Genomic DNA, 16,972 nt, shown 5'->3' on the forward strand with positions numbered 1-16,972 from the left:
ACTAACGATGACTCAGCCGGCGCACCAGCAGGTCGCCCAGCGATTGCACAATTTGTACGAATACGATCAAAATCAGCACCACTGCCAGCATTACCTCCGGCAGGAAGCGTTGATAGCCGTAGCGAATCCCGAGGTCGCCCAGGCCGCCGCCGCCAATCGCCCCAGCCATTGCCGAATAACCGACCAGGCTGATGAAGGTGATGGTCAGACCGGCCACGATGCCGGCAAACGCTTCCGGCACCAGCACCTTGAAGACGATTTGGGAGGTGGTGGCGCCCATCGCCTGCGCCGCCTCGATCAGGCCGGGATCGACTTCGCGCAGCGCGGTTTCCACCAGGCGGGCGACAAAGGGCGCCGATGCCAGCGTCAGCGGCACAATCGCCGCTGCAGTGCCGATCGAAGAGCCGACGAAAAAGCGCGTCAGCGGAATCACCGCCACCAGCAAAATGATGAACGGCGTCGAACGCACCGCGTTGACCAGCAACCCAGCCACGCGATTGAAAATCGGATTGGGCAATATGCCCTTGCGGTCGGTCAGGTGCAGCGCGATGCCGAGCGGCACACCGAGCAGCGCTCCCAGAATTCCGGAAACCGCGACCATCACCAGCGTTTCGCCAAAGGAAGAAATGAATAAATCGAACAATTCAGATGACATGATTTAACTCCTCAACGATTACACCTTGCGCGCGCAGGTAGGTTATTGCTGCAGTGATATCGTCTGCAGCGCCGCTGGCCAGTACCGCCAGCGAGCCGAATGCCTGGCCCTGGATCTCGTCGATCTGACCGTGCAGGATGGTGAAATCCATGCCGTAGCGGCGAATCGCTTCCGACAGCAGCGGCTGGTCCACGCTGGCGCCGGAAAATGCAAACCGGAACAAATGATCCTGGCCGCTGCCGGCCTGGGTTTGCGCCAGCTTGGCGCGTACCCGCTGCAGCACGCCTTCTGGCAATTCCTGTGCAATCACATCGCCGATCAAGGCTTTGGTGACGTCATGTTTGGGTTCGCGAAAAACGTCGATGACTGCGCCTTGTTCGATGATTTGTCCGGCTTCCATCACGGCGACGCGGTCGCAGATGACCTTGATGACTTCCATCTGGTGCGTGATAAGCACAATCGTCAGGCCAAGCTCGCGGTTGATGCGGCGCAGTAGTTCAAGGATGGCGCGGGTGGTTTCCGGGTCCAGCGCCGAGGTGGCTTCGTCCGACAATAATATGGTCGGGTCATTCGCCAGCGCGCGCGCAATGCCGACGCGCTGCTTTTGGCCGCCGCTGATATGGGCCGGATAGCGCTGTTTCAATTCGGTCAGGCCCACCAGTTCCAATAGCGGCATGACTTTTTTATGGATTTCGGCTTTTGACAGGCCGGCCAGTTCCAGCGGCAGGGCGACGTTGTCGTACACGGTGCGCGACGTCAGCAAATTGAAATGCTGAAAAATCATGCCGATGTCATGCCGTGCAGTGCGTAATTCTTTTGCATCCAGGCTAGTCAGGTCGCGGCCATCGACCAACACCCGGCCCGAGGTCGGACGGTTCAACAAGTTAATGGTGCGCACCAGCGAGCTTTTGCCGGCGCCGCTGCGGCCGATGATGCCGAAAATCTCGCCTTTGCGAATCGACAGGCTGACGTCGCGTACCGCATCGACGTCGCCGCTTGCGCCTTTGAAGCGCTGGTGGATTGCTTGTAGTTCTATCATCTGAATCGTGTATTTCTGCAAATAAAAAAGCGACAGACTGTATCGTGATCGACACTCTGTCGCTGTATTTTTTCTCAAGGGAGTAATTCTACGGGAGCCGCTTTATAAGCGAAACGATTTGTATTGTATGTCGATATTACTTTTCGGTATATTTCGCTATCCCGCATCCGGATTGGAATCGCGCCTTGCTACCCCATGAAAAAACCCGCTCGGTTTGCGCCGAGCGGGTTTTTTCGTTAGCAGCAGTTTAGCTTGCTTGTATCTGCTTGTATCTAATAACCGAAAACGGTTATTACATCATGCCGCCCATACCACCCATGCCGCCCATACCACCCATGCCGCCCATATCAGGCATGCCGCCAGCTGCTTTGTCATCAGCCGACTCAGCGATCATGCAGTCTGTAGTCAACATCAGGGAAGCGATCGACGCTGCGTTTTGCAGAGCTGAACGGGTTACCTTTGCTGGATCCAGCACGCCCATTTCAACCATGTCGCCGTAAGTACCGTTAGCCGCGTTGTAACCGAAGTTACCTGTGCCAGCCAATACCTTAGCAACTACAACCGAAGCTTCTTCGCCGGCGTTTTGGACGATCATGCGCAGCGGTTCTTCCATTGCGCGCATAACGATCTTGATGCCAGCTTCCTGGTCAGGATTGTCACCAGTGACCTTGATGTTGGCGCGAGCGCGCAACAGTGCAACACCGCCGCCAGGAACAATGCCTTCTTCGACTGCAGCACGAGTTGCGTGCAATGCATCTTCAACGCGGGCTTTTTTCTCTTTCATTTCGACTTCGGTAGCAGCGCCAACCTTGATCACAGCAACACCGCCTGCCAATTTGGCAACGCGTTCTTGCAGCTTTTCACGGTCGTAGTCGGAAGTCGCTTCTTCGATTTGTACGCGTACTTGCTTGACGCGTGCTTCGATTGCAGCATGCTGGCCCGCACCGTCGATAACGATGGTGTTTTCCTTGCCGATTTCTATCCGCTTGGCTTGGCCCAATTCTTCCAGCGTAACTTTTTCCAGTGTCATGCCAACTTCTTCAGCAACAACTTGACCACCGGTCAGGATTGCGATGTCTTCCAGCATTGCTTTGCGACGATCACCGAAGCCTGGCGCTTTAACTGCGCAGGTTTTCAGGATGCCGCGAATGTTGTTGACCACCAGAGTTGCCAGCGCTTCGCCTTCGACGTCTTCTGCGATGATCAGCAGTGGACGGCCAGCCTTGGCGACTTGTTCCAGAATCGGCAGCAGGTCGCGGATGTTGGAGATTTTCTTGTCGCACAGCAGGATGAATGGATCTTCCAGCAATACAACTTGTTTTTCCGGATTGTTGATGAAATACGGTGACAGATAGCCACGGTCAAACTGCATACCTTCAACGATATCGAGTTCGTCGTTCAAGGATTTGCCGTCTTCAACAGTGATCACGCCTTCTTTGCCGACCTTGTCCATCGCTTCAGCGATACGCTCGCCGATGGATGCATCGCTGTTGGCAGAGATCGAACCGACTTGGGCGATTTCTTTGGTAGTGGTGCATGGCTTGGCGATTTTTGCCAGTTCAACGATAGTTGCTGCAACTGCCTTGTCGATACCGCGCTTCAAGTCCATTGGGTTCATGCCGGCAGCAACGTACTTCATGCCTTCGCGCACGATGGCCTGGGTCAATACGGTTGCAGTAGTTGTACCGTCGCCAGCGTTGTCGCTGGTGCGGGATGCAACTTCTTTTACCATCTGCGCGCCCATGTTCATGAGCTTGTCTTTGAGTTCGATTTCCTTGGCTACCGATACACCATCTTTGGTGATGGTTGGCGCGCCGTATGAGCGTTCGATTACGACGTTGCGGCCTTTAGGGCCCAGGGTAACTTTAACTGCGTTGGCGAGAATGTTGACGCCTTCGACCATCTTGGAACGGGCTGAATCGCCAAATACTACGTCTTTAGCTGCCATGTGAATCTCCTAAACTGATTTTCGGGGCGGGCACTGCTTGAAAGCTTGCCAGCCTGAGAATGTGATGTGACTAAATGATTGATGCCTGACGGATGGTGTGTTGATTACTTTTCAACGACAGCCATGATGTCTTCTTCGCGCATGACCAGCAATTCGTCGCCGTCAACCTTGACCGTCTGGCCAGAGTATTTGCCGAACAAAACGCGATCGCCGACTTTTACAGCCAAGGCACGAACTGAACCGTTTTCCAGAATTTTGCCGTTGCCTATTGCCAGAATTTCACCTTGATCCGGTTTTTCAGCAGCTGTTTCAGGCAGAACGATGCCGGATGCTGTTTTTGTTTCCTGATCCAGACGTTTTACGATAACGCGGTCATGCAAAGGACGAAGATTCATAAAAACTCCTTAGTATTCAATAGGTTGTTGTTTTTTTGCGGCATTTCTGCCACAAAGCATTCTTACTGCGCAGCCTTGTACTGGAAACAGGCTTTGCCGCAAAATTTTAAGGCCAGGAGAACTTGTTAGCACTCTCCCCTAGCGAGTGCTAATTATATGGGGGCTTATCGGCTTTTTCAAGACGTCAAAAATAACAGTTGTAAATTATCTTTCTGATCCACTTTTCCTCCTGTTTGTCCTTTCGCATACCTGATTTTCTAGTGCCGGCAAAGTGCTACAATCCGGCCCTTTCGCCATCCAGGCGTCAGCAATGGAAGAAGAAATGTCATGGGGCAACGCAGTTACAGCGTGAAGCGGGACGGCTTCACTTCCAGTTTTGGTGTGCTGGCAGCCACCCTCGGTTCTGCTGTCGGTCTGGGCAATATCTGGAAATTTCCCTATCTGACTGGCGCCAATGGCGGCGCAGGCTTCTTGCTGGTCTACTTGCTGGCGACCCTGTTTATCGGGCTGCCGGTGATGATTGCCGAGATTACCCTGGGGCGTCAAGCCAAGGCAAATCCGATTACCGCCTTGCAAACGCTGGCATCCAAGGGGCAACCCTGGTGGCTGATCGGCGCTTTTGGCATGCTGGCCGCCTTCCTGATTCTGTCTTTCTATTCCGAAGTGGTGGCCTGGGTCTTCGCCTATGTGTTCAAGGCAATCGGCGGCTCCATCCTGAGTAGCGACCGGAACATAACCGAGGCTGCCTTTGGCGCGCTGATCAGCGATCCCTGGCAATCGGTGTTCTGGCAGTGGGGCGTGCTGTCTCTCATGGGCGGCATTCTGCTGCTGGGCGTGACCAAAGGCATTGAAGCGCTGACCAAGAGGCTGATGCCGCTGCTCTTTCTGTTGTTGTTATTGCTCTGCGCGGTCAGCCTGTCCTTGGACAAGGCCACTGAAGGTCTGGCATTCCTGTTCAATCCCGACTTCAGCAAAATCACGACTTCCGTAGTACTCACAGCAATGGGACTGGCGTTTTTCAAGCTGTCGATTGGGATGGGAACCATGATGACCTATGGCAGCTATTTCCGCGACGATCAGAATATACCGGTGACGACTTTTCGTGTGATGAGTGCCGATCTGTGCGTCTCGATGCTGGCCGGCATTGCAATTTTCCCTGCGGTATTTACCTTTGGCTTCACGCCGGCAGCGGGGCCGGCACTGGTATTCATTACCATTCCAGCGGTGTTTTCCCAGATTCCGATGGGGCAAATTCTGATGGTGGTTTTCTTCGTTCTGACTGCCGTAGCGGCAACCGGCGCCATGCTTTCTTTGCTGGAAGTGCCGGTGGTTATTCTTCACGAGCGTTTTAGCTTGTCGCGCTCGAAAGCGACCCTGCTGACTCTTGCGCTACTGGCGTTGCCGGCGTCAGGCGCGGCACTGACCAACAGCCTGCTGGCCGACTTCAAGCCGTTCGGCCACAACATGTTTGATTTGTTTGACTTTCTCTCATCCAACATCATCCTGCCGGCAGGTGGCATCGCCATCGCCATCTTTGTCGGCTGGTTTTGGGGCTTTGACAAGTTCAGTCAGGCGCTTTCCAATCGTGGTCAGTTGCATAACCAAAGATTAGTGCGCACTGTTTTCTTCCTGCTGCGTTATGTCTCGCCGCTGCTGATCCTGGTCGTGATGCTCAAAGGGTTGGGTATTTTCTAGTTGTTTTTTGGCGGGAGCCCGCGAACATGTCGAGTGACACGGAATGTGCGACGCGTGATTTTTTTAGGGAAGAAAAATGGCGCTAGATTTTTGCTTATAGGGCGAATCCTGGTCGGGGTGAGAGGATTCGAACCTCCGGCCTCTACGTCCCGAACGTAGCGCTCTACCGGACTAAGCTACACCCCGACTGCGATGCAGGCGCAATCTTTGCTATTTCAGTGATTGCGTTTGACTGCAAAGCTGCACAATTCTAGCAAGGAATCCTTGAATCGATTATCAGGCAAGTGCGTCACAGCCGCTGCCGCTCTGCCGGCGGCCTGCTGCGCCTGACTGGTGGTGTAGTCGAGTGCGCCGGAGGTAGTGATGGCCGCCAGTATTTGGTCAAAATGCTGCTCATCGCCGTTTTCGATGCAGGCGCGCACCAGTTCGCGTTGTGTCGGCGTGCCATGTTGCATCAGATAAATTAACGGTAGCGTCGGCTTGCCTTCGCGCAGGTCGTCGCCGACATTCTTGCCGATTTCGGCAGCGTTGCCGGAGTAGTCCAGCACGTCGTCGATCAACTGGAAGGCGGTACCGAGGCAGCGGCCGTATTCGGCAGCGGCTTCAATGGCGTCTTCTGAAGTGCCAGCGACGCGCGCCCCGAGTTGCGCTGCCGCCTCGAATAATTTGGCCGTCTTGGAACGAATGACCTGCAAATAGCGCTCTTCTGTCAGGTCCGAATCATGCATATTAAGCAATTGCAGTACTTCACCCTCGGCCAGCACGTTGGTGGCATCGGCCAGAATGCGCATGACCTGAATATCGTCGATTGCGACCATCATCTGGAAAGCACGCGAATGCAGGAAGTCGCCTACTAATACAGAGGCCGCATTGCCGAATAGCGCATTGGCAGTTTTGCGCCCGCGCCGCATCGAGGATTCATCCACCACATCGTCGTGCAGCAAGGTGGCGGTGTGGATTAGTTCGACCACGGCAGCGAGTTCGTGGTGGTGCGTGCCGGTATAGCCGTAGGCATTAGCGACCAGCAAGACCAGTTGCGGGCGGATGCGCTTGCCGCCGGCGCCGATGATGTACTGCGCAATCTGGTTGATGAGCGGGACATCGGAATGCAGGCGCGTGCGGATCACGCGGTTGACGGCGTCCATGTCGGCGCTGATGGATGGTATCGAGTTGCTGTGGGCGGTGAGGTCGGTTGCGGTAGACAAGGTGGCGCCTGTGAAAAATCATCAATTGCGGGAATTATACGATGACAATATCGTTGCGATGTGATCCGGTTCAGTGGCCCGGCGTACTCGGGATTATTGTCGCGCAGCAGCAACGGCTTTCCGGATGCTGCTGGCAGCGAGAAATAATATACGGAGTATCGTTAATTTGCCAGTGTATCCGCATGCATTTCAAGCGACTTTCAAAATACATGCACAGGTATTCTAAATAGCCGGAATTGTACAAAGCAAGTTTGGAGTGCCCGCAACATTATTGTGGCAATCGGCCGGTGCAAATTTTGACCGTCATCGCAAGTCCATGTATAATTTGCGGTTTTCCGTATTAGGCAAGTGTTTTTTGCATGTTTCGGAAAAGAAAGTTTATTCAATTATTCGATGAGGTTCCACATGTATGCGGTCATAAAAACCGGTGGCAAACAATATAAAGTTGTTGCTGGTGAAAAATTTAAAGTAGAACAGATACTTGCAGACATTGGCTCCGAAATCACCCTAGATCAAGTGCTCGCAGTGGGCTCAGGTGACACCATTAAATTTGGTGCTCCGCTGGTTGAAGGTGCAACGGTGCTGGTTACGGTAGTGGCGCAAGGGCGTCACGATAAGGTCAAGATTTTCAAGATGCGTCGTCGTAAGCATTACCAGAAACATCAAGGCCATCGTCAAAATTACACCGAACTGCAAATCGTCTCCATCAACGCTTAATACATCAGCGTTGTTCGAGTTAACCAGATACCAAGGAGTTTCAAATGGCACATAAAAAAGGCGGCGGCACTACGCGCAATGGTCGCGATTCCGAGTCAAAACGGCTAGGCGTGAAAGTCTACGGCGGCCAGGCAATCAATGCCGGCGGCATCATCATTCGCCAACGCGGTACTAAAGTACATCCGGGCGAAAATGTCGGCATGGGCAAGGATCACACCTTGTTCGCGCTGATTCAAGGCAAGGTACAGTTTGTTATCAAAGGCGCGTTGAGCCGCCAGTTCGTAACAGTAGTACCTGCAACTGTAGCTGTAGTTGCTGCGTAAGCATCGTTTGTAACGATTGCGCAGTGTAAGGCGAAAGCCTTCAATCGAAAGGCTCTGCCCCAGGTAGGGCCTTTTTAGCTTTTGGGCGGCAAAAAATATGAAATTTATCGACGAAGCAAAAATTGAAGTCATTGCTGGTGACGGCGGCAACGGGGTCGCATCATTTTGTCGTGAAAAATTCAGACCTTTCGGCGGCCCAGATGGCGGCGATGGCGGCAAGGGCGGCAGCATTTATGCGGTAGCGGATCGCAATATCAATACACTGGTGGATTTTCGTTTCTCCAAATTGCACAAGGCGCGCGACGGTGAAAACGGCCGCGGCGCGGATTGTTACGGCAAGGGCGCCGATGACATCATGCTGCGCATGCCGGTAGGAACATTGGTTGCCGATTACAACACCGGCGAAGGCATTGCCGATCTGACCGAGCACGGTCAGCAAGTCTTGCTGGCCAAGGGCGGCGAGGGCGGCTGGGGGAATATTCACTTCAAATCCTCGACCAACCGTGCACCACGCCAGAAGGGCGACGGCAAGGAAGGCGAACGGCGCGAACTGCGGCTGGAGCTGAAAGTGCTGGCCGACGTCGGTTTGCTGGGCATGCCGAATGCGGGTAAATCGACCTTCATCACAGCCGTGTCCAATGCACGGCCGAAGATTGCTGATTACCCTTTCACGACATTGCACCCGAATCTGGGCGTAGTGCGTGTCAGTCATGAGAAAAGTTTTGTGATTGCCGACGTACCCGGTTTGATCGAGGGCGCGGCCGAAGGCGCCGGTTTGGGGCATCGCTTCCTGCGCCATTTGCAGCGCACCGGTTTGCTGCTGCATATCGTCGATCTGGCTCCGTTCGATGACATGGTTGATCCGGTCAAGGAAGCGAAGGCGCTGGTCAAGGAATTGAAGAAATACGATGAGTCGCTGGTCGATAAACCACGCTGGCTGGTATTGAATAAGCTGGACGTGATACCGGAAGACGAACGCAAGCAACGCGTCAAGGATTTCATCAAGCGCTTTGCCTGGAAAGGGCCGGTATTCGAAATTTCCGCACTCAACCGTAATGGTTGTTCAGAATTGGTGACGGCGATTTATCGCCATCTGGAAGAAAAACGCAATGCCGAGTTCCGCGCCGAAGAGATTCAAATGACGGAAGAAGCGCGCGGCATCGCATCGATAGATCCGGATGATCCACGCTTCAAGATAATCGATTAAGCTGTTTTACAGGTATCCCAGGCACGGCGGGACGGCAGTTGCCGGTCCCGCCGTTTTTCGATGTAACGTCCAATGCACATGCGGCGCATGCGCTTTTGACGCTTGACTGATTTTTCTCCGGCAGTTACCGAAAAATATGCATTCTGTTATTCAAAACGCCAAACGACTGGTGATTAAAGTAGGTTCCTCGCTGGTAACTAACGATGGGCGCGGCCTGGATCATGCGGCCATCGCAAATTGGGCCGATCAAATCGCCCGCCTGCGTCAGTTGGGCAAGGAAGTGGTGCTGGTCAGTTCGGGCGCGATTGCCGAAGGCATGCTGCGGCTCGGCTTCGAGCGGCGTCCGACCGGCATCGACAAGCTGCAAGCCTGCGCTGCGGTGGGTCAAATGGGACTGGCGCAAATCTACGAAACCAGTTTCCAAGCGCACGGCCTGCGCACCGCACAGGTGTTGCTGACCCATGCCGATCTGGCGCACCGCGAGCGTTATCTGAATGCGCGCTCGACCTTGCTTACCCTGTTGCGCCTGGGCGTGGTGCCGATCATCAATGAAAATGACACGGTGGTCACCGACGAGATCAAGTTCGGCGATAACGATACCCTGGGTGCGCTGGTGGCGAATCTGATCGAGGGCGATGCATTAATCATCCTGACCGACCAGAAGGGCTTGTACACTGCCGATCCGCGCAAGGACCCGGATGCGGTATTCGTGCACCGGGCGAATGCGGGCGATCTGGCGCTGGAAACGATGGCCGGCGGTGCCGGCAGCAGTCTCGGGCGCGGCGGCATGCTGACCAAGATATTGGCGGCAAAACGGGCCGCCAGTTCCGGCGCGCATACGGTAATTGCCTGGGGCCGCGAGGAAGAAGTCTTGATCCGGCTGGCGAGCGGGGAATTGATCGGCACCCAGTTGACCGCCCAAACCGGGCAATTGACCGCGCGCAAACAGTGGATGTCCGATCATTTGCAGACTGCCGGCCGTGTCGTGCTGGACGCGGGCGCAGTGCAAAAGATAAGTGAAGAAGGCAAATCCCTGCTGCCGATCGGCGTCACCCAGGTGCACGGCCAGTTCGGCCGCGGCGAAGTCATTACCTGCACCGATGAAGACGGCCACGCAATCGCACGCGGCCTGACCAACTATTCGAGTTCGGATGCGCGCCGCATCATCCGGCACGCTTCCGGCGACATCGAATCGATTCTGGGCTTTATTGAAGAGCCTGAACTGATCCACCGCGACAATCTGGTGTTGCTGTAAATCCGATTAAGTACCGCCGTGTCGGCGGGACCGCGTTGCGCTAATCACCGGAAATCGATAACGGGCGCCGGTTGCGTATCCTGTCGATGATTTCGGTCGCCTTGCCTGCAACCTGGCCGTCGCGGCAGAAATAATCCTGGGCCAGCGTCACATGTTGCCGATTTGTAGCATTCTTGAAGATCGGCTGCCACGCATCCCGCCTGGCGCGCGACCAGCTGCCGTCGGCGCGGCCGAATGCGTACAGCTTCTTCTCGAACAACTGGCAGCGTATCCCTTCATAACTGACGCTGCTGGCCCCGGCGCTGCTTTGCGCCACTAGTGTGTAGCGCACCACGCCATCGGTTCCCACCGTCAAGGCTTTGGGATCGATATGGAAGCTTTGGGACGTATTTGGCGTGATGGTAAAGGGCAGCAATGCATCGGTATTGGGAGCGGCGGGTAGTTGCAATGCCAGCTCCTGCCACAGATTAACTTTGTTGCTTTCTTCGTCGTCCTGATTCGACTTAATCTGCGCCAGTGCTGAACCCGCCAGCAGGATTGTCGCCAGAAAAATTGCAGTCTTGCTGCAGGCAGTGGTAAATCCGTTGTTTTTTTGCATGAAAAATTTATTCATCGTTGGGCTCTATTTCCGGCAAGCGGGGCGCGTGCGGTTGGCGCAAATAGCGTGATGTATGTCGCTGCTGCTGCGGCGTGGTTGTGTCTGCCACTGGGCGCGACAGGAAACGCGACAGTTCCTGCAGCGCTTTTTGGTAAACATCGCGTTTGAATTCGATGACGATATCCATCGGCACCCAGTAATCGTGCCAGCGCCAGGCATCGAATTCCGGATGCTCGTTGATGCGCAGGTTGACGTCGCAATCGCGACCCACCATGCGCAGCAGGAACCAGATTTGCTTCTGGCCGCGATAGTGGCCGCGGATTTCACGCTTGATGAAATGATCCGGCACCTCATAGCGCAGCCAGTCGCGAGTGCGGCCGACCACCCGTACATGCTCCGGGCGCAAGCCAACCTCTTCTTCCAGTTCGCGGAACATTGCTTGTTCCGGCGATTCGCCGTATTTGATGCCGCCTTGCGGAAATTGCCACGAATGCTCGCGCACCCGTTTGCCCCACCACACTTCGTTTTGTGTGTTGAGCAGGATAATGCCGACGTTGGGTCGAAACCCTTCACGGTCCAGCATATTGCACCTCGATATTTTCTGCTGCTAGCTACACCGCATCCTCGATTTGCACTTAATTTGATGCCTGATCAGCGTCATATCAGGCACTGCCCGCGAGTGGCGTTGCGCGCGGTCTTGAACCAATTGTACGAAGATGTGATGCATTAGCCTGCGAATACTTTAAAATTGGGTTGATTATAACTCTCTCTTTTTAAAAGAATACATCGCCATGCGCGCTTCCCGTTTTTTCATTTCCACCCTTAAAGAAGCACCTTCAGACGCTGAAGTTGTCAGTCACAAGCTCATGGTACGTGCCGGTATGGTCAAGCGCATCGGCTCCGGTATTTATACCTATATGCCGATGGGTTTGCGTGTCATCCGCAAGGTGGAGGCCATCGTGCGCGAAGAAATGGTGCGCGCGGGCGCCATTGAGATGCTCATGCCTGTAGTGCAACCAGCCGAGTTGTGGCAGGAAACCGGCCGCTGGGACAAGATGGGCCCGGAACTGATGCGGGTCAAAGACCGCCACGGCCGCGACTATGCGATCCAGCCTACCTCGGAAGAAGTGATCACCGATGTAGTGCGCTCCGAAATCAAGTCGTACCGCCAGTTGCCGCTCAATTTTTACCATATCCAGACTAAGTTCCGCGATGAGCGTCGGCCGCGTTTCGGCTTGATGCGCGGCCGCGAATTCACCATGAAGGATGCCTACTCGTTCGATCGCGACGTGGCTGGACTGAAGCAGTCGTACCAGCTGATGTACGACGCTTATGTGCGCATTTTCAATCGCTTCGGCCTGCAATTCCGCGCGGTGGCAGCCGACAACGGCGCCATCGGCGGCTCCGGTTCGCATGAATTCCATGTGATCACCGATACCGGCGAAGACGCCATCGTGTATTGCCCAAGCTCCGACTACGCCGCCAACATGGAAGCGGCAGAAGCATTGCCGCTGACCGCGCAGCGCCTGGATGCGACCGAAACGCTGGTCAAGACCGCTACGCCGGGTCAGTCAAAATGCGAACAAGTGGCTGAATATCTGAAGATTCCTCTGGAAAAAACCGTCAAATCCATCGTGCTGACGGTCGAAAAGCCGGCAGGCAAGGAAGTCTGGTTATTGCTGTTGCGCGGCGATCATAGCTTGAATGAAGTCAAGGTAAGCAAGATTGACGGTATCGCCGGTTATCGCTTTGCCACCGAAGATGAAATCATCGAATGGTTCGGCACCAAGCCCGGTTATCTGGGACCGATCAACACTGTCAAGCCGGTCCGGCTGGTAGTTGATCGCACGGTCGCCAACATGAGCGATTTCGTGTGCGGCGCGAATGCCGAGGGTTATCACTTTACCGGTGCCAACTGGGGCCGCGATCTGCCGCAGCCGATGGTCGCTGACTTGCGCGACGTGGTGGCGGGCGATCCATCGCCGGACGGCAAGGGCGTGCTGGCGATTCAGCGCGGCATCGAGGTCGGGCATGTATTCCAGCTCGGCACCAGCTATTCCGAATCGATGAAGGCGACCTACTTGGATGAAAACGGCAAGCCGCAACTGCTGCAAATGGGCTGTTACGGGATTGGCATAACGCGCATTCTGGGCGCGGCAATCGAACAGAATTTCGACGACAAAGGCATCATCTGGCCAGCATCGCTGGCGCCGTTTGAAGTGGTGTTGTGTCCGATGGGCTACGACCGCAGCGAAGCGGTCAAACGCGAAACCGACCGTTTGTATGCAGCGCTGCAGGACGCCGGCGTCGATGTGATACTGGACGACCGCGGCGAACGCCCGGGCGCGATGTTTGCCGACTGGGAATTGATCGGTGTGCCGCATCGGGTCGTGATCGGCGAGCGCGGCCTGAAGGACGGCAATCTGGAATATCAGGGCCGGCGCGATAGTGCGGCAACCGTGGTGCCGGCAGCAGAAATGCCGGACTTCGTTCGTGCCCGCCTGGCGGCTTTGTAATCCTGATATTTTAATGGGGTATTTATGAGGTCGCGTTGTTATATTGCGGTAATTGCATGCTTTTAGGTAATACTGGAGGTATGTATAATATTTGTTTGCGACTTGCGCTGGTGGCTTGGCTGGGCGTCTGCCTGCCGGCGCAGGCCGGCAATCAGCAGGAAATCGCGCTGGCGGACTCGGTGCGGCTCGCTTTGGCGCATGCGGTTGCGGATGGCCGGCCACTCAAGCCGCAGATCGAAGATGCCAACGAACGCAATCAATACCTGCGCTGGCTGGGAGAAATGTCGCAGCGCTTGCAAAAGAGAGTGCCCGATGTGCAGATGCGGCAGGAATTCCTGGAGTCGGTTTGGTATGAAGCCACCCGCGCCGGACTCGATCCGGCCATGGTGCTGGGCCTGATCCAGGTCGAATCGGCATTTCGCAAATACGCGATGTCGATCGTCGGCGCCCGTGGCTACATGCAGGTGATGCCGTTCTGGACCCGCGTCATCGGCGACAATGACCGCAGCAAGTTGTTCCAGATGCAAGCTAATCTGCGTTACGGCTGTGCCATCCTGCGCATGTATATCGATATGGAAAATGGCAATCTGTACCTGGCCCTGGGACGTTATAACGGCAGCCGCGGCCGCCCGGATTATCCGAATGCGGTGCTGTCGGCCTGGAACAAGTGGAAATTGCAAAGTTAGTCGCAGTAGTGCAGGCCTCCGTGCTTGCGGCCCGGTGCAGGCACAGAGGCCTGCACTACTGAAAAGCAGCAGCATTGCGTAAGTCCTATCTTGATTCAACAATAAAAATGTTAAAACAACGAACCATCAAACAAACCGTCAAAACCGTCGGCGTCGGGCTGCATTCCGGCACCAAGGTTGAACTGACCTTGCGCCCGTGCGGCCCGGATAGCGGGATTACTTTCCGCCGCGTCGATCTGGACCCGATCATCAGTTTTCCGGCCGCAGCCATGGGCGTCGGCGACACGCGCATGGCTTCGACCCTGGTCAATCAGGGCGCCCGAGTCTCGACCGTCGAGCATGTGATGTCGGCCTGCGCCGGGCTGGGTATCGATAATCTGGTGATTGACGTGAGCGCCGAAGAGATTCCGATCATGGACGGCTCGGCCTCATCTTTCGTGTTTCTGCTGCAGCAGGCCGGCATGCAAGAACAGGAAGCGGCCAAGAAATTCATTCGTGTCCTAAAGCCGGTAGAAATCCGCGAAGGGCAGGGCGTTACCGAAAAATGGGCGCGGTTGGAACCTTTCAATGGTTTCAAGCTGGACTTTTTCATCGAGTTCAACCATCCGGCGGTAGACGGCACCAGCCAGCAGGCCGAAGTCGATTTCGACCGGGTGTCGTATGTGCGCGACGTCGCGCGGGCCCGCACCTTCGGCTTCATGCAGGACGTGGAAACCCTGCGCGGCCTGGGTCTGGCGCAGGGCGGCTCGATGGAAAACGCGATCGTGATGGATGAATACCGGATATTGAACATGGATGGCTTGCGCTACGACGACGAATTCGTGCGCCACAAGATTCTCGATGCAATCGGCGATCTGTACCTGGTCGGCCATCCGTTGCTGGCCAGTTATGTTGCCCACAAATCCGGTCATGGCTTGAACAACCAGTTGCTGCGCGCCTTGCTGGCGCAGCCGGATGCCTATGAAATCGTCAGCTTCGAGCACACCGAGGCCGCGCCGCCGGCCTACGCCAATCAGGCCAGCATGGAATGGGCGCTGGTGTGAGTGCTTTGACCGCATTGCGCATGATCGCTGCCTCCCAGCCGGCTGCGCCGTGTTGGTGACTCTGCGCCGCCCTTAAGCTGTCGCTGGATTTTTCCGGCATTCCGTAACAGCCGAATTATACTGTACATATATACAGTATAATTCGGCTGTTACGCTTATGCAGGAAGGGGCTGGCGATGACTTTGCGTGCGCTGTATGTGGATTCCAATTCGTATTTCGCCAGCGTCGAGCAGCAATTGCGGCCGGAGTTGCGCGGCCGGCCGGTCGGCGTGCTGGCGGTGCTGACCGACACCACTTGCTGCATTGCCGCCAGCACCGAGGCCAAGCGCTTCGGCGTCAAGACCGGCACGTCGGTGCGCGATGCGCGCAAGCTGTGTCCCGAGATCGTGTTCGTCGAGTCGCGTCCGGCCGTGTATGTCCAGATGCATCACAAGCTGGTGGCGGCGGTCGAATCCTGCATCCATGTCGAGCAGGTGCGCTCGATCGATGAAATGTGGTGCCGTTTGCGCGGGCGCGATACGCAGCGCGAGGGCGCGGTGCAACTGGCGCAGCAAATCAAACAGGCGATTTACCAGGCGGGCGGCAGCGTCATGCACTGCTCGATCGGCATCGGGCCGAATCGCTTCCTGGCCAAGACTGCCTCCAACATGCAAAAGCCGAATGGCCTGGTGGTCATCGAGCAGGCCGACTTGCCGCAGGCGCTCTTCAGGCTGGAGTTGCGTGCGCTGACCGGTATCGGCAGCTCGATGGCGGCGCGGCTGGACGCCTGCGGCATTACTAGCGTGCAGCAATTGTGCAACGCGTCAGCGGCGACCTTGCGCAAGGCCTGGTGCGGCGTGACGGGTGCGCGCTTTCATGCGATGTTGCACGGCGACGATATTGCGGAGACGCCGACCCAGCGCAGCACGGTGGGCCATTCGCATGTGCTGGCGCCCGAGTTGCGCCATCGGGATGCCGCGTACGCGGTGCTGCACCGCTTGCTGCAGAAGGCGGCGATGCGCTTGCGCAGCATCGACTGCATCAGCGCCCGCCTGTGCGTGAAAGTGACGCTGAAAAACCGTCGCCACAGAGTCGTCTGCTGGGACGATGACGTTGCGCTCGACCCGACCAGCGACACCCGCGCCTTGCTGGCCGCATTCGACGTACTCTGGCAGCGCTATCCGCCGCAAGCCAGCGCTCGCGGCTGGGAGCCGATGGCAGTCGGCGTCACGCTGGTGAATTTGTCCGAGGCGCGCAATCAAAGCCTTTCGTTGTTTTCCGGCAGCCACGCGCAACATCAGCTGGATGCCGCAATCGATGCGCTGAACCTGCGCTACGGCAAGAATGCGCTGTATTTCGGCGGCGCGGCAGCGGCTCTGCAAGCCGCGCCGATGCGCATTGCATTTACCCATGTGCCGGATCTGGCGCTGGAGTCGGATCTGGAAGGCGTGCGCCCGGATTTGGCGCGAAAATAATACTATTGTTTGTATTATTTAAAAGTCACATTTTACATGCGGTAATCGATATGTTTTAAGGCATACTCCCGATAATTTCATTTATTTGCAGGGGACTTCCAAGTGCGCCTGGCTTGCCTGGAAAAAGTCGCCGGCCACTTGCGCAGGCGTGTGCGTCATAATATTGGCAGGGGGTATGGGCGCATTGGAAAAATGCGCCATGCCCGGATTAATGCAGTGTAATTCTCAAAGGTTAT

Annotated in this window: 16 protein-coding genes and 1 tRNA gene; 9 read left to right on the forward strand and 8 right to left on the reverse strand. The window is 55.9% G+C overall.

Annotated features, from left to right (window positions below; all coding sequences use genetic code 11):
- Nucleotide 1: 1 nt before the first annotated feature.
- From KGFNPO_RS01900 to groES, 4 genes are all read right to left on the reverse strand, one after another.
- Nucleotides 2–655, reverse strand: coding sequence for a methionine ABC transporter permease (locus KGFNPO_RS01900; RefSeq protein WP_472632844.1), 654 nt, complete (start codon nt 653–655; stop codon nt 2–4).
- Entirely contained in the window at nt 645–1,694 is a 1,050-nt protein-coding gene (locus tag KGFNPO_RS01905; RefSeq protein ID WP_472632845.1) for a methionine ABC transporter ATP-binding protein, read from the reverse strand. Before KGFNPO_RS01905 ends, KGFNPO_RS01900 begins: the two co-directional genes overlap by 11 nt.
- 292 nt (nt 1,695–1,986) lie before the next feature.
- A complete protein-coding gene (gene groL, locus KGFNPO_RS01910; protein WP_472614507.1) occupies nt 1,987–3,642 on the reverse strand; it encodes a chaperonin GroEL in 1,656 nt (551 codons plus the stop codon).
- A gap of 104 nt (nt 3,643–3,746) precedes the next feature.
- Complete coding sequence (gene groES, locus KGFNPO_RS01915; protein WP_472632846.1) at nt 3,747–4,037, reverse strand: co-chaperone GroES; 291 nt, start codon at nt 4,035–4,037, stop codon at nt 3,747–3,749.
- A 327-nt stretch (nt 4,038–4,364) separates the two neighbouring features.
- Between groES and KGFNPO_RS01920 the strand changes: the two genes are divergently transcribed.
- The gene (locus tag KGFNPO_RS01920) at nt 4,365–5,732 is read left to right on the forward strand and encodes a sodium-dependent transporter (protein ID WP_472632847.1); all 1,368 of its coding nucleotides are present in this window, start codon (nt 4,365–4,367) and stop codon (nt 5,730–5,732) included.
- Between the two features lie 109 nt (nt 5,733–5,841).
- Here KGFNPO_RS01920 and KGFNPO_RS01925 read toward each other — a convergent pair.
- Together KGFNPO_RS01925 and KGFNPO_RS01930 are read right to left on the reverse strand one after the other, a co-directional pair.
- Nucleotides 5,842–5,918 (reverse strand) — tRNA-Pro (locus KGFNPO_RS01925).
- 29 nt (nt 5,919–5,947) lie between these two features.
- Nucleotides 5,948–6,877 (reverse strand): polyprenyl synthetase family protein, encoded by a 930-nt coding sequence (locus KGFNPO_RS01930; protein ID WP_472634546.1) that lies wholly within the window; start codon nt 6,875–6,877, stop codon nt 5,948–5,950.
- A gap of 465 nt (nt 6,878–7,342) precedes the next feature.
- Here KGFNPO_RS01930 and rplU point away from each other — a divergent pair, with 465 nt between their 5' ends.
- The 4 genes from rplU (at nt 7,343) to proB (ending at nt 10,439) form a co-directional block, all read left to right on the forward strand.
- On the forward strand, nt 7,343–7,654 hold the full coding sequence (gene rplU, locus KGFNPO_RS01935; protein ID WP_472614510.1) for a 50S ribosomal protein L21: 312 nt from the start codon (nt 7,343–7,345) through the stop codon (nt 7,652–7,654).
- A 44-nt stretch (nt 7,655–7,698) separates the two neighbouring features.
- Nucleotides 7,699–7,977: a 50S ribosomal protein L27 gene (gene rpmA / locus KGFNPO_RS01940; RefSeq protein ID WP_472614511.1), complete on the forward strand. Its 279-nt coding sequence runs from the start codon at nt 7,699–7,701 to the stop codon at nt 7,975–7,977.
- A gap of 97 nt (nt 7,978–8,074) precedes the next feature.
- On the forward strand, nt 8,075–9,184 hold the full coding sequence (gene obgE / locus KGFNPO_RS01945) for a GTPase ObgE (RefSeq protein WP_472632848.1): 1,110 nt from the start codon (nt 8,075–8,077) through the stop codon (nt 9,182–9,184).
- Nucleotides 9,185–9,320: 136 nt separating this feature from the next.
- On the forward strand, nt 9,321–10,439 hold the full coding sequence (gene proB / locus KGFNPO_RS01950; protein WP_472632849.1) for a glutamate 5-kinase: 1,119 nt from the start codon (nt 9,321–9,323) through the stop codon (nt 10,437–10,439).
- A 40-nt stretch (nt 10,440–10,479) separates the two neighbouring features.
- On the opposite strand, the gene KGFNPO_RS01955 is transcribed toward proB, so the two are convergent.
- Both KGFNPO_RS01955 and KGFNPO_RS01960 read right to left on the reverse strand, forming a co-directional pair.
- Nucleotides 10,480–11,052 (reverse strand): CNP1-like family protein, encoded by a 573-nt coding sequence (locus KGFNPO_RS01955; protein WP_472632850.1) that lies wholly within the window; start codon nt 11,050–11,052, stop codon nt 10,480–10,482.
- Entirely contained in the window at nt 11,045–11,620 is a 576-nt protein-coding gene (locus tag KGFNPO_RS01960) for an RNA pyrophosphohydrolase (RefSeq protein ID WP_472632851.1), read from the reverse strand. The genes KGFNPO_RS01955 and KGFNPO_RS01960 overlap by 8 nt, the downstream gene beginning before the upstream one ends.
- Before the next feature lie 208 nt (nt 11,621–11,828).
- On the opposite strand from KGFNPO_RS01960, the gene KGFNPO_RS01965 reads away from it, so the two are divergent.
- The 4 genes from KGFNPO_RS01965 (at nt 11,829) to KGFNPO_RS01980 (ending at nt 16,736) form a co-directional block, all read left to right on the forward strand.
- Nucleotides 11,829–13,553: a proline--tRNA ligase gene (locus tag KGFNPO_RS01965; protein ID WP_472632852.1), complete on the forward strand. Its 1,725-nt coding sequence runs from the start codon at nt 11,829–11,831 to the stop codon at nt 13,551–13,553.
- 80 nt (nt 13,554–13,633) lie between these two features.
- Complete coding sequence (locus tag KGFNPO_RS01970) at nt 13,634–14,239, forward strand: lytic transglycosylase domain-containing protein (protein WP_472632853.1); 606 nt, start codon at nt 13,634–13,636, stop codon at nt 14,237–14,239.
- Nucleotides 14,240–14,346: 107 nt separating this feature from the next.
- On the forward strand, nt 14,347–15,282 hold the full coding sequence (lpxC, locus tag KGFNPO_RS01975) for a UDP-3-O-acyl-N-acetylglucosamine deacetylase (RefSeq protein ID WP_472632854.1): 936 nt from the start codon (nt 14,347–14,349) through the stop codon (nt 15,280–15,282).
- Between the two features lie 176 nt (nt 15,283–15,458).
- Nucleotides 15,459–16,736, forward strand: coding sequence for a DNA polymerase Y family protein (locus KGFNPO_RS01980; protein WP_472632855.1), 1,278 nt, complete (start codon nt 15,459–15,461; stop codon nt 16,734–16,736).
- Nucleotides 16,737–16,972 lie beyond the last annotated feature (236 nt).

The sequence above is a fragment of the Gelidimonas diazotrophica genome, from assembly GCF_055694025.1.